Source organism: Microbulbifer variabilis (assembly GCF_023716485.1).
Lineage (GTDB): Bacteria > Pseudomonadota > Gammaproteobacteria > Pseudomonadales > Cellvibrionaceae > Microbulbifer > Microbulbifer variabilis_B.
This window is the reverse complement of record NZ_CP092418.1, coordinates 4,384,529-4,402,799: the sequence shown is the minus strand read 5'-3', so window position 1 is coordinate 4,402,799 and position 18,271 is coordinate 4,384,529. Positions and strand designations below refer to the sequence as shown.

16 protein-coding genes are annotated in these 18,271 nt (G+C 54.3%); 9 read left to right on the top strand and 7 right to left on the bottom strand.

The window, feature by feature from the left end; genetic code table 11:
• The first annotated feature begins 9 nt into the window (after nucleotides 1-9).
• The 8 genes from MJO52_RS19245 to MJO52_RS19210 all read left to right on the top strand — a co-directional run bounded on the left by MJO52_RS19245 (nucleotide 10) and on the right by MJO52_RS19210 (nucleotide 6,879).
• Nucleotides 10-519, top strand: a complete 510-nt coding sequence (locus tag MJO52_RS19245; protein WP_252083574.1) for a dihydrofolate reductase — start codon at nucleotides 10-12, stop codon at nucleotides 517-519.
• Between the two features lie 287 nt (nucleotides 520-806).
• Nucleotides 807-1,589: a DUF3450 domain-containing protein gene (locus MJO52_RS19240; RefSeq protein WP_252083573.1), complete on the top strand. Its 783-nt coding sequence runs from the start codon at nucleotides 807-809 to the stop codon at nucleotides 1,587-1,589.
• Complete coding sequence (locus MJO52_RS19235; protein WP_252083572.1) at nucleotides 1,586-2,956, top strand: MotA/TolQ/ExbB proton channel family protein; 1,371 nt, start codon at nucleotides 1,586-1,588, stop codon at nucleotides 2,954-2,956. The genes MJO52_RS19240 and MJO52_RS19235 overlap by 4 nt, the downstream gene beginning before the upstream one ends.
• 14 nt (nucleotides 2,957-2,970) lie before the next feature.
• Nucleotides 2,971-3,498 carry a MotA/TolQ/ExbB proton channel family protein gene (locus tag MJO52_RS19230; RefSeq protein ID WP_152455321.1) on the top strand — a complete coding sequence of 176 codons (528 nt, stop codon included), beginning with the start codon at nucleotides 2,971-2,973 and terminating at the stop codon, nucleotides 3,496-3,498.
• A 116-nt stretch (nucleotides 3,499-3,614) separates the two neighbouring features.
• The gene (locus tag MJO52_RS19225) at nucleotides 3,615-4,016 is read left to right on the top strand and encodes an ExbD/TolR family protein (RefSeq protein ID WP_252083571.1); all 402 of its coding nucleotides are present in this window, start codon (nucleotides 3,615-3,617) and stop codon (nucleotides 4,014-4,016) included.
• Between the two features lie 5 nt (nucleotides 4,017-4,021).
• Nucleotides 4,022-4,639 carry an energy transducer TonB gene (locus tag MJO52_RS19220; protein WP_252083570.1) on the top strand — a complete coding sequence of 206 codons (618 nt, stop codon included), beginning with the start codon at nucleotides 4,022-4,024 and terminating at the stop codon, nucleotides 4,637-4,639.
• Nucleotides 4,640-4,651: 12 nt separating this feature from the next.
• On the top strand, nucleotides 4,652-6,004 hold the full coding sequence (locus MJO52_RS19215) for a tetratricopeptide repeat protein (protein ID WP_252083569.1): 1,353 nt from the start codon (nucleotides 4,652-4,654) through the stop codon (nucleotides 6,002-6,004).
• Between the two features lie 224 nt (nucleotides 6,005-6,228).
• Complete coding sequence (locus tag MJO52_RS19210; protein ID WP_252083568.1) at nucleotides 6,229-6,879, top strand: energy transducer TonB; 651 nt, start codon at nucleotides 6,229-6,231, stop codon at nucleotides 6,877-6,879.
• A 44-nt stretch (nucleotides 6,880-6,923) separates the two neighbouring features.
• Here the strand turns inward: MJO52_RS19210 and ilvD are convergent, their stop codons facing one another.
• From ilvD to MJO52_RS19175, 7 genes are all read right to left on the bottom strand, one after another.
• Complete coding sequence (gene ilvD, locus MJO52_RS19205; protein WP_252083567.1) at nucleotides 6,924-8,759, bottom strand: dihydroxy-acid dehydratase; 1,836 nt, start codon at nucleotides 8,757-8,759, stop codon at nucleotides 6,924-6,926.
• A 126-nt stretch (nucleotides 8,760-8,885) separates the two neighbouring features.
• The gene (gene argA, locus MJO52_RS19200; protein WP_252083566.1) at nucleotides 8,886-10,208 is read right to left on the bottom strand and encodes an amino-acid N-acetyltransferase; all 1,323 of its coding nucleotides are present in this window, start codon (nucleotides 10,206-10,208) and stop codon (nucleotides 8,886-8,888) included.
• An 82-nt stretch (nucleotides 10,209-10,290) separates the two neighbouring features.
• A complete protein-coding gene (argE, locus tag MJO52_RS19195) occupies nucleotides 10,291-11,454 on the bottom strand; it encodes an acetylornithine deacetylase (protein WP_252083565.1) in 1,164 nt (387 codons plus the stop codon).
• Complete coding sequence (locus MJO52_RS19190) at nucleotides 11,432-12,310, bottom strand: carboxylate/amino acid/amine transporter (RefSeq protein WP_252083564.1); 879 nt, start codon at nucleotides 12,308-12,310, stop codon at nucleotides 11,432-11,434. Before MJO52_RS19190 ends, argE begins: the two co-directional genes overlap by 23 nt.
• Nucleotides 12,311-12,486: 176 nt before the next feature.
• Entirely contained in the window at nucleotides 12,487-14,178 is a 1,692-nt protein-coding gene (locus MJO52_RS19185; RefSeq protein WP_252083563.1) for a thiamine pyrophosphate-binding protein, read from the bottom strand.
• Between the two features lie 196 nt (nucleotides 14,179-14,374).
• Nucleotides 14,375-15,649 carry an inorganic phosphate transporter gene (locus tag MJO52_RS19180; RefSeq protein WP_252083562.1) on the bottom strand — a complete coding sequence of 425 codons (1,275 nt, stop codon included), beginning with the start codon at nucleotides 15,647-15,649 and terminating at the stop codon, nucleotides 14,375-14,377.
• A 10-nt stretch (nucleotides 15,650-15,659) separates the two neighbouring features.
• Nucleotides 15,660-16,337 (bottom strand): TIGR00153 family protein, encoded by a 678-nt coding sequence (locus MJO52_RS19175; protein WP_252083561.1) that lies wholly within the window; start codon nucleotides 16,335-16,337, stop codon nucleotides 15,660-15,662.
• Nucleotides 16,338-16,481: 144 nt separating this feature from the next.
• On the opposite strand from MJO52_RS19175, the gene MJO52_RS19170 reads away from it, so the two are divergent.
• A complete protein-coding gene (locus MJO52_RS19170; protein ID WP_252083560.1) occupies nucleotides 16,482-18,257 on the top strand; it encodes a GspE/PulE family protein in 1,776 nt (591 codons plus the stop codon).
• The last annotated feature ends 14 nt before the right edge of the window (nucleotides 18,258-18,271 follow it).

The following is an 18,271-nucleotide window of genomic DNA, read 5'->3' as shown; positions in this document are numbered from 1 at the left end:
AGAGACACTGTGGATACCCCGATTGCCTTAATCGCGGCTGTGGCCCGTAACGGTGCCATTGGCAGAGATAACGAGTTGCCCTGGCGTCTTTCTGGCGACTTGCAGTTCTTCAAGCGCACTACTATGGGCAAGCCTGTGGTGATGGGACGTAAGACCTTTGAGTCGATTGGCCGCCCGCTACCTGGACGTGTCAATATCGTGATTACCCGCAACCCTGATTGGCAGGCCGACGGTGTTGAGGTGGCATGCACCTTGGAAGCCGCACTGGAACTTGCCGATAAGCACGCACAGGAAGCAGGGGCCGGCGAGCTGATGGTGATCGGCGGGGCACAGATTTATCGCCTCAGTATGCCCTATGCCGCGCGGCTCTATGTTACCGAAGTAGATGCTGAAGTGGCGGGAGATGCATTTTTTCCTGAAGTTAATGACTCATGGGTCGAAGTTGCACGAGAGTGTTACCCTGCTTGCGACAAGAATGAGTATAACTACGCATTAGTTCAGTACGACAGATTTAAATAAAAACAATTTGATTAAAAGTTGATCAATCTGTTAAATTCTGCGGCAGCCAACACAGGGAATAGCGCCGTCAATGTGTGCAAGCGACCCGGTCTTGTTACCCGGTTGTTACTTTGCTACCCACGCGGGCCGATGCTGGCAATCGGCATTTGAATAATCAAATCGGCTGTTTACAATGTGCGGCTCTTAGCTGTCTTCTAACCAATGTTTTTAAAACAAAAGGACACCGCGTTGTGGCAGCTATCTCATCGCGACCATGTTGTGAAATATTGAACCCACTGGGGGGTCTAATGAAAACCAAGCGATTCATGGCTGTGGCGCTGACCACTGCGCTGTCTGCCGGCGCGCTCTACGGCAGCGTAGCCACTGCGGATACTCTCGATAACGTACTCGCCGTCGGCCAGCAGAAAACTACTGCGGCCCAGGCATCGCAAAAACGCATCGACAAGATTGCCGAAGAAACCAGCAGCCTGCTGCAGGACTTCAAGGTGGTCAATAAAGAAATCGATGGTCTGCGAGTGTACAACCGTCAGCTGGAAAAGCAGCTGGCCAACCAGCTCGAAGTGATCAATGAGCTGGACGAGTCCATTGCCAACGTTACTGTAATCGAACGTCAGATCCAGCCGCTGATTTTGCGTATGCTGGACGGCCTGGAGCAGTTCATCGAACTGGACGCACCGTTCAAGCTGGACGAGCGTATGGCCAACCTCGAAGGCGTTAAGAACAATATGGATCGTTCCGATATCACTGTTGCGGAGAAATTCCGCCAGGTACTGGAGCTGTACAATTTCGAAGCGGAATACGCGCGTAAGATCGACACTTACGGCGATACCCTGAACGTAAATGGCCAAGAGCGCCAGGTGAACGTGCTGCAGATCGGTCGTATCGCCCTGCTGGCTCAGACCACCGACTCCTCGATCTCCCTCGCCTATGACAAAGGCCAGAAAGCCTGGGTTGAGATCGATGCTGGCGAATACCGCCGCGCCCTCATGAACGGCCTTAAGATCGCCAAGAAGCAGGCCACTATCGATATCATGACTATGCCGATCGCGGCTCCGGAGGCAGCGCAATGAAATCCTCTATCGCCAAACGCGTACTAGTTGCAGCAGCGGCTGGCCTGATCAGCTTCTCTGCTGTCGCCCAGGAAAAAGCAGCTTCTCTCGATGACCTGCTGAAAATGGTTCAACAGTCCAAGGTTGCTGAATCCAAAGAGCATAAGCAGCGTGAAGCTGAGTTCCGTCGCCAAAAGGCCAATCAGCAATCTTTGCTGAAAAAGGCTAAAGACACTCGCACTGCAGAAGAAAAGCGCTCTGCTGAACTGGAAAAGAAATACCAGGAGCAGGAAGTTGCTGTAGATCAGAAGCGCCAGCAATTGGACGAGCGCCTGGGCTCTCTGAAAGAGCTGTTCGGCCATATGTCTTCCACTGCGGCAGATCTACGCTCGAACATTGGTTCCTCCCTGGTTTCCGCCCAATATCCCAACCGTACCGAATTTATCGACGGTCTGCTGGCCAAGATGAACAGCGCTACCAAGCTGCCGACAATCGAGGAAATCGAGCGCCTGTGGTTTGAAGTTCAACGTGAAACTCTGGAATCCGGCAAAGTAGTTAAGTTCAACGCTACCGTGATCAAGCCCAACGGTGAGCAGGCTCAACAGGAAGTTGTCCGTGTTGGTAACTTCAACTTGGTTTCCAACGGCAAATACCTGGAAATGAACGACGCCTACCAGCTGGCCGAGCTGATTCGCCAGCCAGATGCCAGCTTCCAGAAGATGGCGGAAGGCTTACAGGCCTCTACCGCTGGCTTCAGTGCTTTCGGTGTTGACCCGACTGGTCCTACCGGCGGCTCCTACCTGAAAGCCATGATCAACAGCCCCGATATTGTTGAGCGCTGGCACCAGGGTGACATCGTTGGTTACATCATCACTGCTGTTGGTGTATTCGCCATGCTGCTAGCTATCTTCCGCCTGATCGTACTGACTGGCGTGAGTGCCAAGGTAAATGCTCAGCTGCGCTCTTCTACCCCGAACACCAATAACCCGCTGGGTCGTGTACTGGCTGTTGCGGAAGAGAACAAAGGTGTCGACGGTGAGACTCTCGAGCTGAAGATGGAAGAGGCGGTCCTGAAAGAACGTCCGGCCATCGAGTCCGGTCTCAACCTGCTGAAGATTATTGCCATGGTAGCTCCGCTGCTGGGTCTGTTGGGTACCGTTACCGGTATGATCGTAACCTTCCAGGCAATTACCATCTTTGGTGCTGGTGATCCTAAAGCAATGGCTGGTGGTATTTCTTCTGCCTTGATCACCACCGTTCTCGGTCTGTGTGTGGCTATCCCCACTGTACTGATGCACACCATTGTCAATGCTCGTGCCAAGCGCGTTCTGCATATTCTTGAAGAGCAGAGCGCTGGTATCGTGGCGGAAAACGCCGAGCGTAAATAAGAGGAGGCGGCAACATGCACGCATTAATCGACGCATGGGCCGCCGTCAACGCCTTTATGGCGTCGGGCGGGCCAGTACTGTTCCTGATCGCCGGCCTGACCTTCTTTATGTGGACGCTGATTTTTGAACGTGTTTTCTACTTTAACAAAGCGTTAAAGAGTGACGTTCAGGGTGCGGTAGACCAGTGGGAAGAGCGCAGTGAGCGCAAATCCTGGGCCTCCCACCAGATCCGCTACGCGATGATCTCCCGGGTTTCTGAGAAGATTCAGGACAATATGGACATGATCCAGGCCTGTGTTGCCCTAGCACCCCTGTTCGGGTTGCTGGGCACGGTTTGGGGCATGATCAACGTGTTCGATGTTCTCGCAATTACCGGTGGCGGTGACGCTAAGCAGATGGCCAGTGGTGTATCCATGGCAACTATCCCGACGATGGCGGGTATGGTTGCGGCCCTCTCCGGAGTATTCGCCAACACCTACCTCGCCCGTAAGGCCGAGCGTGAGACCCAGTTGTTGGAAGATCATCTGACCATGGATCACTAAGCACACATCAGCGAATAGGCCAGCTTATTTGCTGTGAAGGTTTAGCCAAGCCAGAAATTTTCGCCAGGGGCGCTCCCTGAGGGCCCCCGACGAGAAAGTTCGCTAAGAGAGTTGCTATGAGCAAAAGACAAAATACGGCAGAAGAAGAAGCCGGCGCTATTGACCTCACGCCCATGCTGGACGTGGTGTTCATCATGCTGATCTTCTTTATCGTCACTGCGACCTTTATTAAGGAACCGGGTGCTGATGTTGTTAAGCCGGAAGCGACAACCGCAGAACTCAAAGCCACCTCTATTCTGGTAGCGATCAACGATAGTGATGAGATCTGGATTGCCAAAGAGAAAGTTGATGAGCGCCAGGTAAGAATTGTCCTGGAGCGCCTCTACTCGGAAAACCCGAAAGGGTGGTTGGTGATTCAGCCCGATAAGGAAGCGAGTATTGAAAAGATCGCCCTGATTGCGGAAGCAGCCAGGAAGATTGGTATCAAGAAAGTTTCGGTCGCGACAGAAAAGAGTTAACAGCTATGAATCCGGTAAGACTTCTTGGGGCAGGTACGCTGGCAGTAGCCACAACCTTTGGCCTCATCTTCACCATGCATCAGCTGATTCAGGCAAATATGGGCGCTCCAGAGGAAAAGGAGCAGTTCAAAGTTGCCGATGTGGTGATGCCTGAGCAGAAGATCGAAACACAATACGACACGACCAAGCCGGTGAAACCGGAGGATCCTGAAACTCCGCCGCCGGAAATGCCTGAGCCGGAGTTTGAGGAGCCGGACATTGATGGCGGTATCAGTATCTCTGCGCCCAAGGCGTCTGGCGGTGTCAAGCTGTCTGGTTTTAGCTTTGGTGAGGGTGACTACCTGCCCATCGTTAAGGTTCAGCCCCAGTATCCACGCCGTGCACTTCAGCGGGGTATGGAAGGCTATGTAATCGTAGAGTATACAGTGACCACCAATGGTTCTGTGCGCGATCCTATTGTGATCGAAGCCTTTACCCTGGATGGCAAGCCCACCTCTGTTTTTAACAGGGCCGCACTCAAGTCCGCGCTGAAGTATAAATACAAGCCGCGGGTAGTTGATGGCAAGCCGACCGAAGTCCCGAATGTGCGGACTAAGATCAGCTTTAATATGGCTAAGGACTAAGGAGGAAGCACTATGAAGTTGACAAGCATTAGCAAAAGTTTGTCCAAGCTCGCGCTGCGCACCTCAGTAGCATTGCCCCTGGTCTTGGCACCAGCACTCAGTGTTACCGTGCTCGAAGCAGCGGGTGTTTCCGCACCTTTCGCCTCTGCCCAGGCCCAGGAGCAAAAAAAGCCCAGCAACCAGAAGAGCCGCAAAGTACCGGCTATGCGCGAAGCCGCGTATAAAAAGTTGGAGAAAGCCCAGGAAGCTGCTGATGCAGAAGACTGGGCGGGCGCTTTGGTTGCACTTCAAGAGATGGATGCGAGTAAGAAACGGTACAACGGCTATGAGATAGCTCAGATGTACAATTTCTTCGGTGTGGTTTACTACAGTACCGAGCGCTACAAAGAGGCCATCCCCTACTTTAAGAAAGTGCTAAACCAGGGCGAAAAAAACCTGCCGGTTGCACTTGAAGTGGGAACCTTGTTTACCCTCGCGCAGCTCTACTTTGTTACCGAGGATTACAAGCAGGCGATTAATTACCTGAATAAATGGTTCAAGGTCTCTGATCGTATAACTGCCGACTCTTATGCATTACGTGCCCAGGCTTATAACCAGGTTGGTAATCAGAGCAAAGCGCTGGCGGATATCAATATTGCGGTATCCATGTATGAGAAAGAAGGCAAGGTGCCCAAGGAAGGTTGGTACGGTCTTCAGCAGTACGTGTACTTCGAGCGCAACGACTACAAAAAAGTAGCTGGTGTTCTTGAGAAGCTGGTACAGCACTATCCCAAGCCTGTGTACTACAAAACACTGGCGGCTATGTATGGCGAGCTGAAGCGCGATAAAGATCAGCTGCATATGATGGAAGCCGCTTATCTGGCAGGTGCGCTGGAGAAGGATCGGGACCTGTTGAATATGGGTTATCTCTTTATGGGGCACGAAATGCCTTATAAAGGTGCCAAGGTGATTGCCAAAGGTATCCAAGAGAAGAAGATCCCTCGTACAGCCAAGAACCTGGAAACGCTTGCTCAGGCGTATCAGATGGCTCAGGAGCTGCAAAAAGCGATTCCCCAGCTGGAAGCTGCAGCTCAATTGTCTGATAAGGGTGAAATCTACTCGCGCCTGGCCGGGATCTACCTGGATCTGGACCAGAATGAGAAGGCCGTTTCCATGGGCAAAAAAGCTCTGGCAAAGGGCAAGATCAAGCGTGTCGACACTCTACATATTGTGTTAGGTATGGCTAATGCCAACCTGAAGCGCTATGACGCGGCAATAAAAAGTCTTAGAGAAGCCTCGAAAGATGAGCGCTCTGAGAAGTTTGCCAAGCAGTGGATGGAATTTGTGAAGGGTGAGCAGGAGAGGGAAAAGCAATTGGCAATTTAATCGCTTAGTTACTTTTCAATCCCAGAAAAGCCGTACAGAGATGTGCGGCTTTTTTTATGCCCCGGTTTTCTCTTTCAGTAATATTAAATGCTGCTATAACCTGTATTTACGAACTATTTGCATTTTTTCGTGAATTGGCTAATGATTAAAGTCAGCTGATCAGCTTTTTCCATTTCGGCATTCAGATGCCTTTTACGCGCCCTAATAACAATAGGAGAGGTGTTATGGATAGAGCTTGCACGCCATTTTCCAGCCCCGATTTTTTCCCTACCCATTTGCTTACTGGTTATGCCAAAGGCTTGGCTTACGCTGCTCTGATTACTCTCGGTTTGATTTTTGCAATGAGTCAGTTGATCTCCACAAATTTTGTGGAGCCGGTGGCCAAGCCGTTACCGACGATTCAACCTATAGATATGACCGACAAGAAAGTGGTTACCCAGCAAGAGTATCAGGCTCCGCCGAGCCCTCAGGATCTTCCGCCACCGCTAGAGCGTACTGAGGTGATTAGAGAAGTGGAGACTATAAATACCATCCCAACGATTACTCCTCCGGTTACTGAATCTGGTAATAATCCAGCTATCGTATCGAGAGAGCCTGTGCCTGTTTATAAGGCTACACCGCGTTACCCGAGCACGGCTATGCGCAGAGGTATAGAAGGTTATGTAGTTGTGGAGTTTACGATAACCAAAACCGGTGCGGTGCGCGATGTGCGTGTTATTGCTGGCTATGACAGCGCCGGCAATCCAACCAATGTATTTAATCGTTCGGCACAGGCTGCGGCAGAGCGGTTTAAATATCAGCCACAAGTGGAAGATGGCCACACCGTCGAGCGGTATGGTGTTCGCAATCGGATCACCTATAAACTTGCACAATAAAAAAACGGCCCGTTTGGGCCGTTTTCTAATTTCTGTATATCTGCTTAATCAATTTCCCTTACCGCACCGCGATCAGCGCTGGTGGCGAGTAATGCATAGGCTTTTAGGGCCTTGCTGACTTTGCGGGGGCGCTCGTTTTGGGGTTTCCAGCCCTGCTGGCCGAGCCCTTCCATTTCCTGGCGGCGATTCTCAAGCTCCTCTTCACTGAGGGCAATCTCAATTTTGCGCGCCGGTATATCGATTCGGATTGGATCGCCATCCTGCACCAGGGCGATATTTCCTCCAGATGCAGCCTCTGGAGAAACGTGGCCGATAGAGAGGCCAGAGGTGCCCCCGGAAAAACGTCCATCGGTAATCAGGGCACAGTGTTCCCCAAGGCCCTTGGATTTTAGGTAGCTGGTGGGGTACAGCATTTCCTGCATACCAGGCCCGCCTTTAGGGCCCTCATAGCGAACAATTACCGCCTGGCCTTTCTGTACTTTACCTTCGAGAATATGGGCAACCGCCTCTTCCTGGCTCTCGACAACATGGGCCGGGCCCTCAAATTGCCACAGTGTCTCGTCCACACCAGAGGTTTTTACTACACAGCCATTAGGGGCCAGGTTGCCGAATAAAACTGCCAGCCCGCCCTCAGCAGAATAAGCGTGCTCGGCTGAGCGAATGCACCCTTGCTGACGATCGGCATCCAGAGTTGGCCAGCGACAGGCCTGGCTAAATGCGGTCTGTGTGGGAATACCTGCGGGACCAGCCCGGTAGAAGTCATGCACCGATTGCTGATCGGTGCGAGAAATATCCCATTGCCTTAGTGCATCCGCTAATGAGCCACCGTAGGCGGTGGGCAGGGAGGCATCAATTAACCCAGCAGATTCCAATTCGCCGAGAATCGCCATTACCCCACCGGCTCGGTGGACGTCCTCCACATGGTACTTCTCTGTGTTAGGTGCGACTTTGCACAGTTGCGGCACCTCGCGTGAGAGTCGATCGATATCCTGTAAGTTGAAGTCGATATCGCCCTCCTCGGCTGCGGCGAGTAGATGCAATATCGTGTTGGTCGAGCCGCCCATGGCGATATCGAGAGCCATGGCATTCATAAAGGCTGCGCGGTTGGCGATATTGCGAGGCAGGGCGCTCTCGTCATTTTCTTCGTAGTAACGCTTGGTCAGCGAGACGATTTCTCGTCCGGCGCGCAGGAACAATTCTTTGCGGTCCGCATGGGTGGCCAACAGGGTGCCGTTGCCTGGCAGTGAGAGGCCCAACGCCTCAGTCAGACAGTTCATGGAGTTGGCGGTGAACATGCCGGAGCAGGAACCGCAGGTGGGGCAGGCAGAGCGCTCGTACTCCGCAACCTCTTCGTCAGAGGCTGTATCTGTGGCGGCGATCACCATGGCATCCACCAGATCGAGCTTGTGGTCGGCCAGTTTGGTCTTGCCAGCCTCCATTGGTCCGCCGGATACAAAAATAACCGGGATATTCAGGCGCAGGGCAGCCATCAGCATGCCCGGAGTGATCTTGTCACAGTTGGATATACATACCAGGGCATCAGCGCAGTGGGCGTTGACCATGTATTCCACCGAGTCGGCGATAATCTCACGGCTGGGCAGGCTGTAGAGCATGCCATCGTGGCCCATGGCGATACCATCGTCTACGGCGATGGTATTGAATTCCTTGGCGACACCGCCGGCTCGCTCGATCTCCCTTGCCACCAGCTGCCCCATATCTTTGAGGTGTACGTGCCCGGGTACAAACTGAGTGAATGAATTGGCGATGGCGATAATCGGCTTGTGGAAATCCGCATCGGTCATACCTGTGGCACGCCACAGGGCACGGGCGCCGGCCATATTGCGTCCGGCGGTGGAGGTACGGGAACGATATCTGGGCATGGTACAAGCATCCGGCTGTGTAAATTAGAGCGTCAGCTTAGCAAAAAAAGCCTATATCTGGGATGTTTTCGCGCAGTGCGGATCCACTGCGCTACTTACTAGGATAGGTATTGCGATAGGAGAGAGTTAAGACATACCGTCCTGGCCGAGCTGTTTGCGCAGAATGCGTGAATTGCGCTGGATGTTGTACAGGGATTTACGTGAGGCTGGCAGATCACTCACCCCGACCTGATCAAACCCCTGTTCGATAAACCAGTGTTCGGTTTGGGTGGTGAGCACATAGAGCTCGCGGATATTGACCGCTCGGGCTTGGCGTTCGAGGTGGCGCATCAGCTTGGCGCCGCGCCCACCGCCACGAAAATCTGGGTGGCTTGCCACGCAGGCAATCTCTGCGGCAGAAGTATCGTCGCTGTCGTCTCCAATAGGGTAGAGTGCGGCACAGGCTACGGGTGTACCATCGACCTCCACCAGGGTGAAATGATCTATCTCGGCTTCGAGCTTTTCCCGTGAGCGTCTTACCAAAACGCCTTGCTTCTCCAGTGGGCGAATCAGACCGAGAATCCCCCCTACATCGGTGATTCGCGCCCGGCGTACCACTTCATAACTATCCCGGTAGATCATGGTACCGGCGCCTTCACGGCGAAAAAGCTCCTGGATCAGAGAACCATTCTGGCAGTAACTGAGCAGGTGGACCCGGGCTATACCTGAATTGCAGGCCTGAATGGCACACTGCAGGGTTTTGCTCTGTATTCGGGTGGCGGATTGCTCGGCCTGCACAATACTGAGCTCGTTGATCGGATTACCATCAAGCATTAATTGCGCCGGCTCGCGGAACAGCACCAGTTTCTCGGCTCGCAGGACTCTAGCGGCCTCTGCGGCTAGGTCCAGGTAATTAATATTGAACAGTTCGCCGGTCAAAGAGGTCCCCAGGGGGGATAGTAGCACCAGTGCGCCCTGGTCTAGTGCCTGTTCAATAGTGTTGACTTCCATGCGCCTCACTGTGCCGGTCCAGCCCAGGTCGACACCATCCAGAACGCCGCATGGGCGTGCAGTAACCAGATTTCCAGAGATTACCTTCAGCGCTGAGCGCGCCATGGGGGAGTCGGGGAGCCCCTGGGAAAAGGCCGCTTCGATATCGAAGCGCAATCTGCCCACTGCGGCTTTTATCACTTCCAAGCTTTCCCGGTCGGTAACACGCTTGTTGCCGTGAAAACGGCCCTCAATGCCACGCTCTTGCAGGGCGCGGTTGACTTGTGCACGGCAGCCATGCACCACTACCAGGCGGACTCCAAGGCTGGCCAGCAGCGCTAGATCGTGGACCAGGTTGCGAAAGTTGCTGTGTTCGAGCCCGTCGCCGGGAATGCCGACTACCAGAGTGCGACCGCGCAGGTCATTGATATAGGGCGCCGCATGGCGGAACCAGTTGAGGGAGGCGTTCTCGTCGGTCACTAATACCTTTCCGTCTGTCGATATATTTGCTTGTGTAAGGGGCGGATAAAAATTTAACTGAAGCCAGGCCGGCCTGAATGGTTTAGAGGCAGAAGCGTCCGATCAGGTTGCGCAATATTTTTACCATCGGCTCTATACGATCGAGCTCCAGGTATTCATCCGGTTGGTGAGCCTGATCTATATCACCGGCGCCAAGCACGATAGTGTCAATATTCATGCTCTTCAAGTAGGGGGCTTCAGTGCCGAAGGCGACACTCTGGGCGCTGTAACCGGTGAGCTTTTCTGCAACCTTGACCAACTCAGAATTAGGATCCTGTTCGAAGGGTTCGGTACCGGGAAACAGAGAAACCATATCGAGATGAATTCTACTGTTGTCGATACATGCCTGCAGCCTTGTATTTAACTCACGGCGCAATTCCTGCAGTGACATACCGGGTAGTGGGCGTACGTCAAACTGTAACTCCGCATGGCCGCAAATTCGGTTGGGGTTGTCACCACCATGGATACAGCCAAGGTTGAGGGTGGGTACGGGGACGACAAATCCGGGGTTATTGTACTTTTCCTGCCACTCCCCGCGCAGACGTAATAACTCCCCAATAACCAAGTGCATGGCCTCCAGGGCGTTGGCGCCGAGGCTAGGATTGGAGGAGTGCCCCGATTGTCCTGTGATGCGCACGGCCTCCATCATCACACCTTTGTGCATGCGAACCGGGCGCAAGCCAGTCGGCTCGCCAATTACCGCGTAGCGTCCTTGCGGTCGCCCTGCTTTGACCAACTCTCTGGCGCCGGTCATTGAGGTCTCTTCATCGGCGGTAGCGAGAATGGTCAGGGGCTGGCGCAGAGGTTTATCGATAAAGCTACGGGCGGCTTCGATGGCCAGTGGGAAAAAGCTTTTCATATCACTGGTGCCCAAGCCATAGAGGCGATTGTCGCGCTCCTGCAGGCTGAACGGGTCTGAATGCCAGCGCCCATCGTCGAAGGGAACCGTGTCGGTGTGTCCGGAAAGGATCAGGCCGCCTTCAGCGCCCTCATGTGCGCCAAGGGTGGCAATCAAGTTGGCTTTATTCGTGCTGTCTGGCAGGGGCATCAATTCCACGGTGAACCCTAGGGTATCGAGCCAGTCTGCGAGTTTCTCCACCACCGGGCGATTGCCCATGTCCAGCGCTGGATCGGTGGCGCTGACACTGGGGCAGGCGATTAATTGTCGAAGCTGGGTCTTTAACTCAGGTACTGCGATAGGCGCCATGGGAATTTTCCCCTATTTTGTTGCGTCGCTCGTTGAGGATAACCGCCAGTGCGATTGCGCATCCACCCAGAGCGAGTCTGGGAATATCCGCATCGCGGTTCCAGATTAACAGGTTTACCAGTAGGCCGGCGGGTACCAGGGCATTGTTCATAGCCGCGAGAGTCGCCGCGGAGACTAGGGTGGCGCCCTTATTCCAGAGGAAATAACCGAGGCCGGAGGCCACAAGGCCGAGCCAAAACAATACTCCCCATTGGGTTAGGGTTTGTGGATACCTGGGCTCGCCCAAAAAAGCCCATGCGCATACCGTAATGACTGCTGCACCTAGAAAAAACCAGCCAAATGTCTGCCTGGGCGGGAGAGATTGATCCCGCTGCATAAATTGCTTGTAAGCAACCTGGCCGACGGCAAAACACAGGTTGGCCCCCTGAACCACGGCAAAGCCTAACCAGTAATCGCCACTGGGGGAGTCCCAGCGGATAATGGCCGCCCCGCAGACTGCCAGGAGTGCGATGGCCAAATTCCACACTGATAGGCGTCGCTCAATCAGATCATAAAGCAGTGCAATGTATAGAGGGGTAAATATGGTAAACAGCAGTACCTCAGGCACACTCAGCAGCAGGAATGACTGATAGTAAAAAAGGTACATGGCCCCCAGCTGTACGGCACCAATGGCCATTAGAACAATGGCGTCGCGAGCACTAGAGCGTCGCCACTGTAACAGGGGCAGAAATACCAGAGCGGCCAATAAAACCCGAGTCATCGCCGAGAAATAACTGTCGACCTGACCGGCGAGGTAAACTCCGATCAGGCTGAAAGAAAAGGCCCAGAGCAGGGTGACAAGGATCAATAAAGGCATGGGAATGCTTTCTCGGGAACGGATGATATGCGGCAAATAGCTAGTGGCTGGTGAGTATTGCGCGGGCGAAGAATAAATGGAAGTGGTTGCCACTTACTGCGATGAGTAGCGTTCAATGAAGCTTGCTCAATCGAAAATGAGGGGCAAAAACATTGCCCTCACCGTTTGGAGTGCTGTCATATACTACGATGCGCCCGGCTGTTATTGCGGGCAACTTGGTTGCCCCAACGCAGTAGGTTTACATTGCAGTCGTTGCGGTCGATCAGCACTTCGATCAGGCACAGGCCACTACGCTTCTTGGCCTCAGTGATTGCCTGATCCAGCTCGCCCTGGGTGGTGACCCTACACCCCCAGGCGTTGCCTTCCCCTGCACTAAAAGTCTCGATCAGCTTGGCGTAATCCCAATTCTTAATCGTGTTATAGGGGCCATCGTGGATCTCCACCTCAATGGTATAACCACCATTGTTGATCAGGAAAATAATTGGGCTAACCCCGTAGCGAATCATGGTGGATATTTCCTGGGCAGTGAGCTGGAAGGAGCCGTCGCCAATGCAGGAGATCAGGCGCCCTTTGCTCATCCCAAGGGCGTAGCCGAGGCTGGCTCCCACAGACCAGCCGATGCTTCCATATTGCATCTGAATCTCAAACTGTGCTCCCTCGGGCAATGAAAGCTCCATACCGTTAAACCAGGAGTCCCCAGTCTCCACCAGCAAGGTACTTTTGCGATCGAGCAGCTTCTGTATTCGTGCGAACAGTTGTCTACTGGTGAGTGGTGTGTCGGGTTTACCGGGTTTGGGGATATGTTTAGGGCTGCTCACCCTATGGTAGGCCTTCAAGGCCCCATCGTTTGCACTTAGTTGTCCTACAAGGGCATTTAGCAGATCCCTCATATGCACATTGCTGTAGCAGGTGTCCCCCAGTTGAACAGAAGTAGGTTGCACCAGGATGGCTTTATCACCCTGAAAGCACAGCTGATGGCCGGTTGTTGTGTAATCGGTAAACAGGGGACCGGCAAATAATAGAGCATCTGCTGTATCCACAATCTCACTGCATCCAGGGGTGCTCACAGGGCCCCAATAGATACCCATAAAGCTCTCAAGGGTCTCGGGAAGTAGACCCTTGGCATCGGGCATAGAGGCGAGACCATATTTACAGCTATGGGCCAGATCGCACAGGGCTTTTTGCGCACTGGCTGCACGCACCCTGCTGCCAGCAATTAAAACTGGGCGCTCGGCACCATTTAAGAAATCGACGATATGCTTCACAGCGGCGGCGAGGGAGTCGGGATCGCTGGTAGGGCGTCGGGCAAAGCCGCGCGGAATTGGCGCCGAGGTTGGGGCATTGGCGGCGACCTCTATATATACTGGTTTGCGCCGCAACATGGCGGTATCCAGTGCGCGATCTATAGCGGCCGGTGCCAGTTTGGGGTGGTGGATGATTACGGTCTCGGCGGTGACGTAAGAGTACATCTCGCGCTGGTAGCTGTAGTTCACTTCGCCCAGAGTGTGGTGCAGGTACTCCCACTCGGCTTCCGAATTGGTATTTGGGCCCCCGGAAATGGCAATCAGAGGGAGATCCTCGGCATAGGCCCCTGCGACTGCGTTGATCATGCTGAGCCCGCCAACAGAAAATGTGACCACGGCTGCGGCGGGTCCCTGGGTTGCCCGAGCGTAGCCGTCAGCGGCATAACCTGCATTCAGCTCATTGCAGCAACTGATCATCTTCAGGTCTGGCTCCAGCAGTAGCTGGTCGAGCAATACCAGATTGTAATCGCCAGGCAGGGCAAAATAGTGGCGGATACCCACATCCTTCAAGCGCTGTGCCAGGTAGGTGCCAACAGTCCAATGTGTAGTGTCACGTGTCGTCATGTGGCGATATTCATTCTCAGCCGGTGATCGCTACTCGGCAGGCGGGACGGTTTCGGGTAGATCTGGGACAGCTTAGTTCAGTTTTTGAGAGGGTGATGAGGAGGGCTCTGGCTAGGCAGCAGGACAAGAGCGGTTCGCTTGAAATAAAAAAGGGAAGCTGAGCTTCCCTTTTTTGATGGATATTGCACAGCCGCAATTAGCCAAACAATCCCTTGAAGAAGTAGAAGAACAGGATTGCAATTCCAGCGCCAGCGGGCAGGGTAACTACCCAGGAAGCGGCGATGGTGGTAATCATACGCAGGTTCAGCGCACCGATGCCACGGGCCAGGCCAACACCCAGTACCGCGCCCACCAGGGTATGGGTGGTGGAGATGGGCAGGCCGGTGCCGGAGGCCATAACCACGGTAGCAGCGGCGCCGAGTTCTGCAGCAAAGCCGCGGCTGGGCGTTAGCTCAGTAATTTTACGACCAATAGTCGCCATTACTTTAAAGCCATAGGTGGCGAGGCCCACCACAATACCCAGGCCCCCAAGCAACAGAATCCATGAAGGCATGGTTGCCTTGGCGGTTACCGCACCCACTTGGATGGTGTTGACTACCGCCGCCAGTGGACCAACGGCATTCGCCACGTCGTTAGAACCATGGGCGAAGGCCATGGCACAGGCGGTGAAAATCATCAGGATAGCGAAGACACGCTCCACATTGGCAAAGCGGTTTTCTGCTTCGATGGAGGTGTCACGCTTGATACGCTTGAGCATGGTGACGCCAACGCCTGCGACCAACAGACCTACAATCGCGGCAATACCGGCGTCCTGCAGGAAACTGAGCTTGATATCTGCGTCTTTGAGAACGTGCTTCAGACCCTTGGTCAGGGTCACCATAGCGATCATCCAGCCCACGGCGAACATATAAAAAGGAATGTAGCGCTTGGCGTTGGCAAATGGATCCTCGGTATCGAGGATCAGGCGTTGCACGCTGCGGAACAGCAGGAAGGAAATAGTACCTGCCAGCAGAGGGGAGACTACCCAGCTCGCTACAATGCTACCCACCTTGCCCCAAGCCACCGCATCGGGGGAGATACCCACTGCGGAAAAACCGACAATAGCGCCGACAATGGAGTGGGTGGTGGATACCGGCCAGCCTAGGATACTGGCCACCAGTAGCCAGGTGCCGGCGGCGAGCAGGGCGGACAACATGCCGTAGACGAGCAGTTCGGGCTGCGAGGCAAAGATTTCAGAATCGATAATGCCTTTGCGGATTGTGGCGGTTACCTCACCACCGGCTAAATAGGCGCCCGCAAACTCGAAAATCATGGCGATGACAATCGCCTGTTTGATAGTCAGTGCTCGCGAGCCGACTGAAGTGCCCATGGCGTTGGCGACATCGTTGGCACCAACACCCCAGGCCATAAAAAAGCCCGCGACACAGGCCAATATCAACAGAATATGGCCATATTGACTAAGAATTTCCACGTTGAACCCCCTAACGTGCCAACAACAACTGCAAACGGTTACCCACGCTGTGGGCGCGATCGGCCAGTTCGCCGATCCATTCAATTACCCGGTAGAGGAACATCACATCCACCGGTGGTAGGTCTTTTTCAATAGTGAACAGCGAGGCGCGAATTTCGACTTCCAATTTATCCGACTTACGCTCCAGTTCATCCAGCTCTTCGGTCATACGCTTGGCGATGGTCACCTCGCGCCCGGCAAAGCCGCTCTCCAGCAACTCATCCAGTTCATTGATCGCGCGCAGGGCCTGGGCGGAAGTGGCCACGGCGCTCTCTACAAAAGTGGTCATCAGAGACTGCAGACTCTCAGGGATCTGCATTTTTCTACCGACCGCCAGCCCGGCAATATCCTGCGCTGTGTTGGCCACTTCGTCTTGGGCGTGCAGCAGCTCTAGCAGGTCGGAGCGGGAGACAGGCATAAACAGGCTGTCTGGCAGGTGCAGACGCAGGTCTCTCTTGATGTCATCGGCGCGATTCTCTGCTGCAGAGATACGCAATTGAATCTGCTCCGCTTCTTTCAGGTCGCCTTTGATGAGGGCGTCGAAGAAGGGGATCAGGTCGGCTGAAGCCTCGTGGGCCGTAGCCATATGCTTCTCGATCGGCTTGATCGGTGAGCGGCCAAACAAATTGGCAATATTCGACAGGGCCATGGTTAGCTCCATTGCTCAGGGTGCGAAACGGCGGCATGGTACCCCAATCGGAGCCACTTCGGTATTAGTGCGTTAACGATGCACTGTCGGCTTTGATTGATAGGGCTACAATGCGTCGTCATATGAGAATAAGGGGGCATGCCGATGACAGAGAGTAGAGCGGCGGACAGGTTGCTGGATTTACGTGGATTACTGGAGGACCTCGTTGCCCAGGGCTACGTGAGCAGGCTGGATGCGAACCGTATTGTGGGTACTCCGCGCACTGCGGAGCAGGCACAGATGCATCCGCTCAGCTATATCGCCAGTTGCGATCTGGCCAGCCAGAAGAGCCCAGGCACTTTACTGGGCGACGAGCTACTCAGTGCCTGGCTGGCGGAGTGTGCGGACCACCCCCTCTATCATATCGACCCGCTCAAAGTGAATGTGAGCGCGGTAACCGAGGTAATGAGTTTCCAGTTCGCCAAGCGTCACCAGATTTTGTGTGTCGAGGCTGGTGCAGAAGAGTTAACCGTTGCCACGGCCCAACCCTTCACCCACGGCTGGGAGGAGCAGCTGGAACATACTAGTGGGCGTCGGGTGCGGCGGGTGGTGGCAGATCCTGCAGATATCAAGCGTTACTGTGTGGAGTTTTACTCCCTGGCGAATTCCATTTCCGGCGCCAGTGGGCTGCAGGGTACCTCTGCAGCGAATAATTTTGAGCAGCTGCTGGAGTTGGGCAGCCTTAAAGACCCGGAGGCCAATGACCAGCATATCGTTAATATCGTCGACTGGTTGTTACAGCACGCTTTCGATCAGCGCGCCAGTGATATTCACATCGAGCCGCGGCGTCAGGTGGGGCGTATTCGTTTTCGTATCGATGGGGTACTTCATCCGATCCATGAACTGCCCGATCAGGTCAATGCGGCGGTAACCAGTCGTCTAAAAATCCTTGGACGAATGAATGTGGCGGAGAAGCGCAAACCTCAGGACGGCCGCATAAAAACCAAACGGCCCGATGGCAGCGAGGTGGAGCTTCGCCTCTCCACTCTGCCCACCGCCTTTGGCGAGAAGCTGGTGATGCGTATTTTCGATCCCGAGGTACTGGCGCGCTCTTACAGTGACCTGGGGCTCTCCGGCACCGATTTGGCCCGCTGGCAGACGATGCTGGCGCGGCCCAACGGCATTGTGCTGGTTACGGGCCCTACCGGCTCGGGTAAGACCACTACCCTATATACCGGCCTCAAGCAGCTCGCCACCAGTGCAGTGAATGTCTCTACCGTGGAAGATCCTATCGAGATGGTGGAGGAGAGTTTTAATCAGACTCAGGTCCACCATTCTATCGGCTTCGATTTTGCCGCGGGCATCCGTACCCTGATGCGCCAGGACCCGGATATCATCATGGTGGGGGAGATTCGCGATCTGGAAACCGCGCAGATGGCGGTACAGGCAGCGCTCACCGGCCATTTGGTGATCTCCACTCTACACACCAACGATGCTCCCACGGCGGTTACTCGTCTGTTAGATTTGGGATTGCCTCACTACCTGCTTAAGTCCACCATCCTCGGTGTTATGGCCCAGCGCCTGGTGCGGACTCTCTGTCCTTCGTGCAAACGTGAAGACACCATCAATGAGGCAGACTGGCATTCTCTGGTTCGTCCCTGGAAAGCGCCTCTACCCGAAAAAGTGTATGCCCCCGAGGGCTGCCTGGAATGTCGTAACACTGGCTACAAGGGCCGCCAGGGGATCTATGAAATCCTACCGTTTAGCGAAGCGGTGCAGACCATCGTCACCCCCGATTGCGACCTACAACAGCTGCGTCGCCAGGCTATGCGCGAGGGTATGAACAGTCTGCGTCTGTCGGGGGCCAAGAAGGTGGCTACTGGCCTGACTACGGTGGCGGAAGTATTGCGTGTGGCACCGCCGCCGGATATCGCTTTTTAATTGGGCCCAAATTC

Coding starts and splice junctions, on each gene's coding strand:
- MJO52_RS19230 (WP_152455321.1), top strand. CDS start 2,971: ATGCACGCATTAATCGACGCATGGGCCGCCGTCAACGCCTTTATGGCG.
- argE (WP_252083565.1), bottom strand. CDS start 11,454: ATGGCGCCTATCGCAGTACCTGAGTTAAAGACCCAGCTTCGACAATTA.
- MJO52_RS19170 (WP_252083560.1), top strand. CDS start 16,482: ATGACAGAGAGTAGAGCGGCGGACAGGTTGCTGGATTTACGTGGATTA.
- ilvD (WP_252083567.1), bottom strand. CDS start 8,759: ATGCCCAGATATCGTTCCCGTACCTCCACCGCCGGACGCAATATGGCC.
- MJO52_RS19175 (WP_252083561.1), bottom strand. CDS start 16,337: ATGGCCCTGTCGAATATTGCCAATTTGTTTGGCCGCTCACCGATCAAG.
- MJO52_RS19220 (WP_252083570.1), top strand. CDS start 4,022: ATGAATCCGGTAAGACTTCTTGGGGCAGGTACGCTGGCAGTAGCCACA.
- MJO52_RS19190 (WP_252083564.1), bottom strand. CDS start 12,310: ATGCCTTTATTGATCCTTGTCACCCTGCTCTGGGCCTTTTCTTTCAGC.
- MJO52_RS19235 (WP_252083572.1), top strand. CDS start 1,586: ATGAAATCCTCTATCGCCAAACGCGTACTAGTTGCAGCAGCGGCTGGC.
- MJO52_RS19225 (WP_252083571.1), top strand. CDS start 3,615: ATGAGCAAAAGACAAAATACGGCAGAAGAAGAAGCCGGCGCTATTGAC.
- MJO52_RS19185 (WP_252083563.1), bottom strand. CDS start 14,178: ATGACGACACGTGACACTACACATTGGACTGTTGGCACCTACCTGGCA.
- MJO52_RS19210 (WP_252083568.1), top strand. CDS start 6,229: ATGGATAGAGCTTGCACGCCATTTTCCAGCCCCGATTTTTTCCCTACC.
- MJO52_RS19215 (WP_252083569.1), top strand. CDS start 4,652: ATGAAGTTGACAAGCATTAGCAAAAGTTTGTCCAAGCTCGCGCTGCGC.
- MJO52_RS19240 (WP_252083573.1), top strand. CDS start 807: ATGAAAACCAAGCGATTCATGGCTGTGGCGCTGACCACTGCGCTGTCT.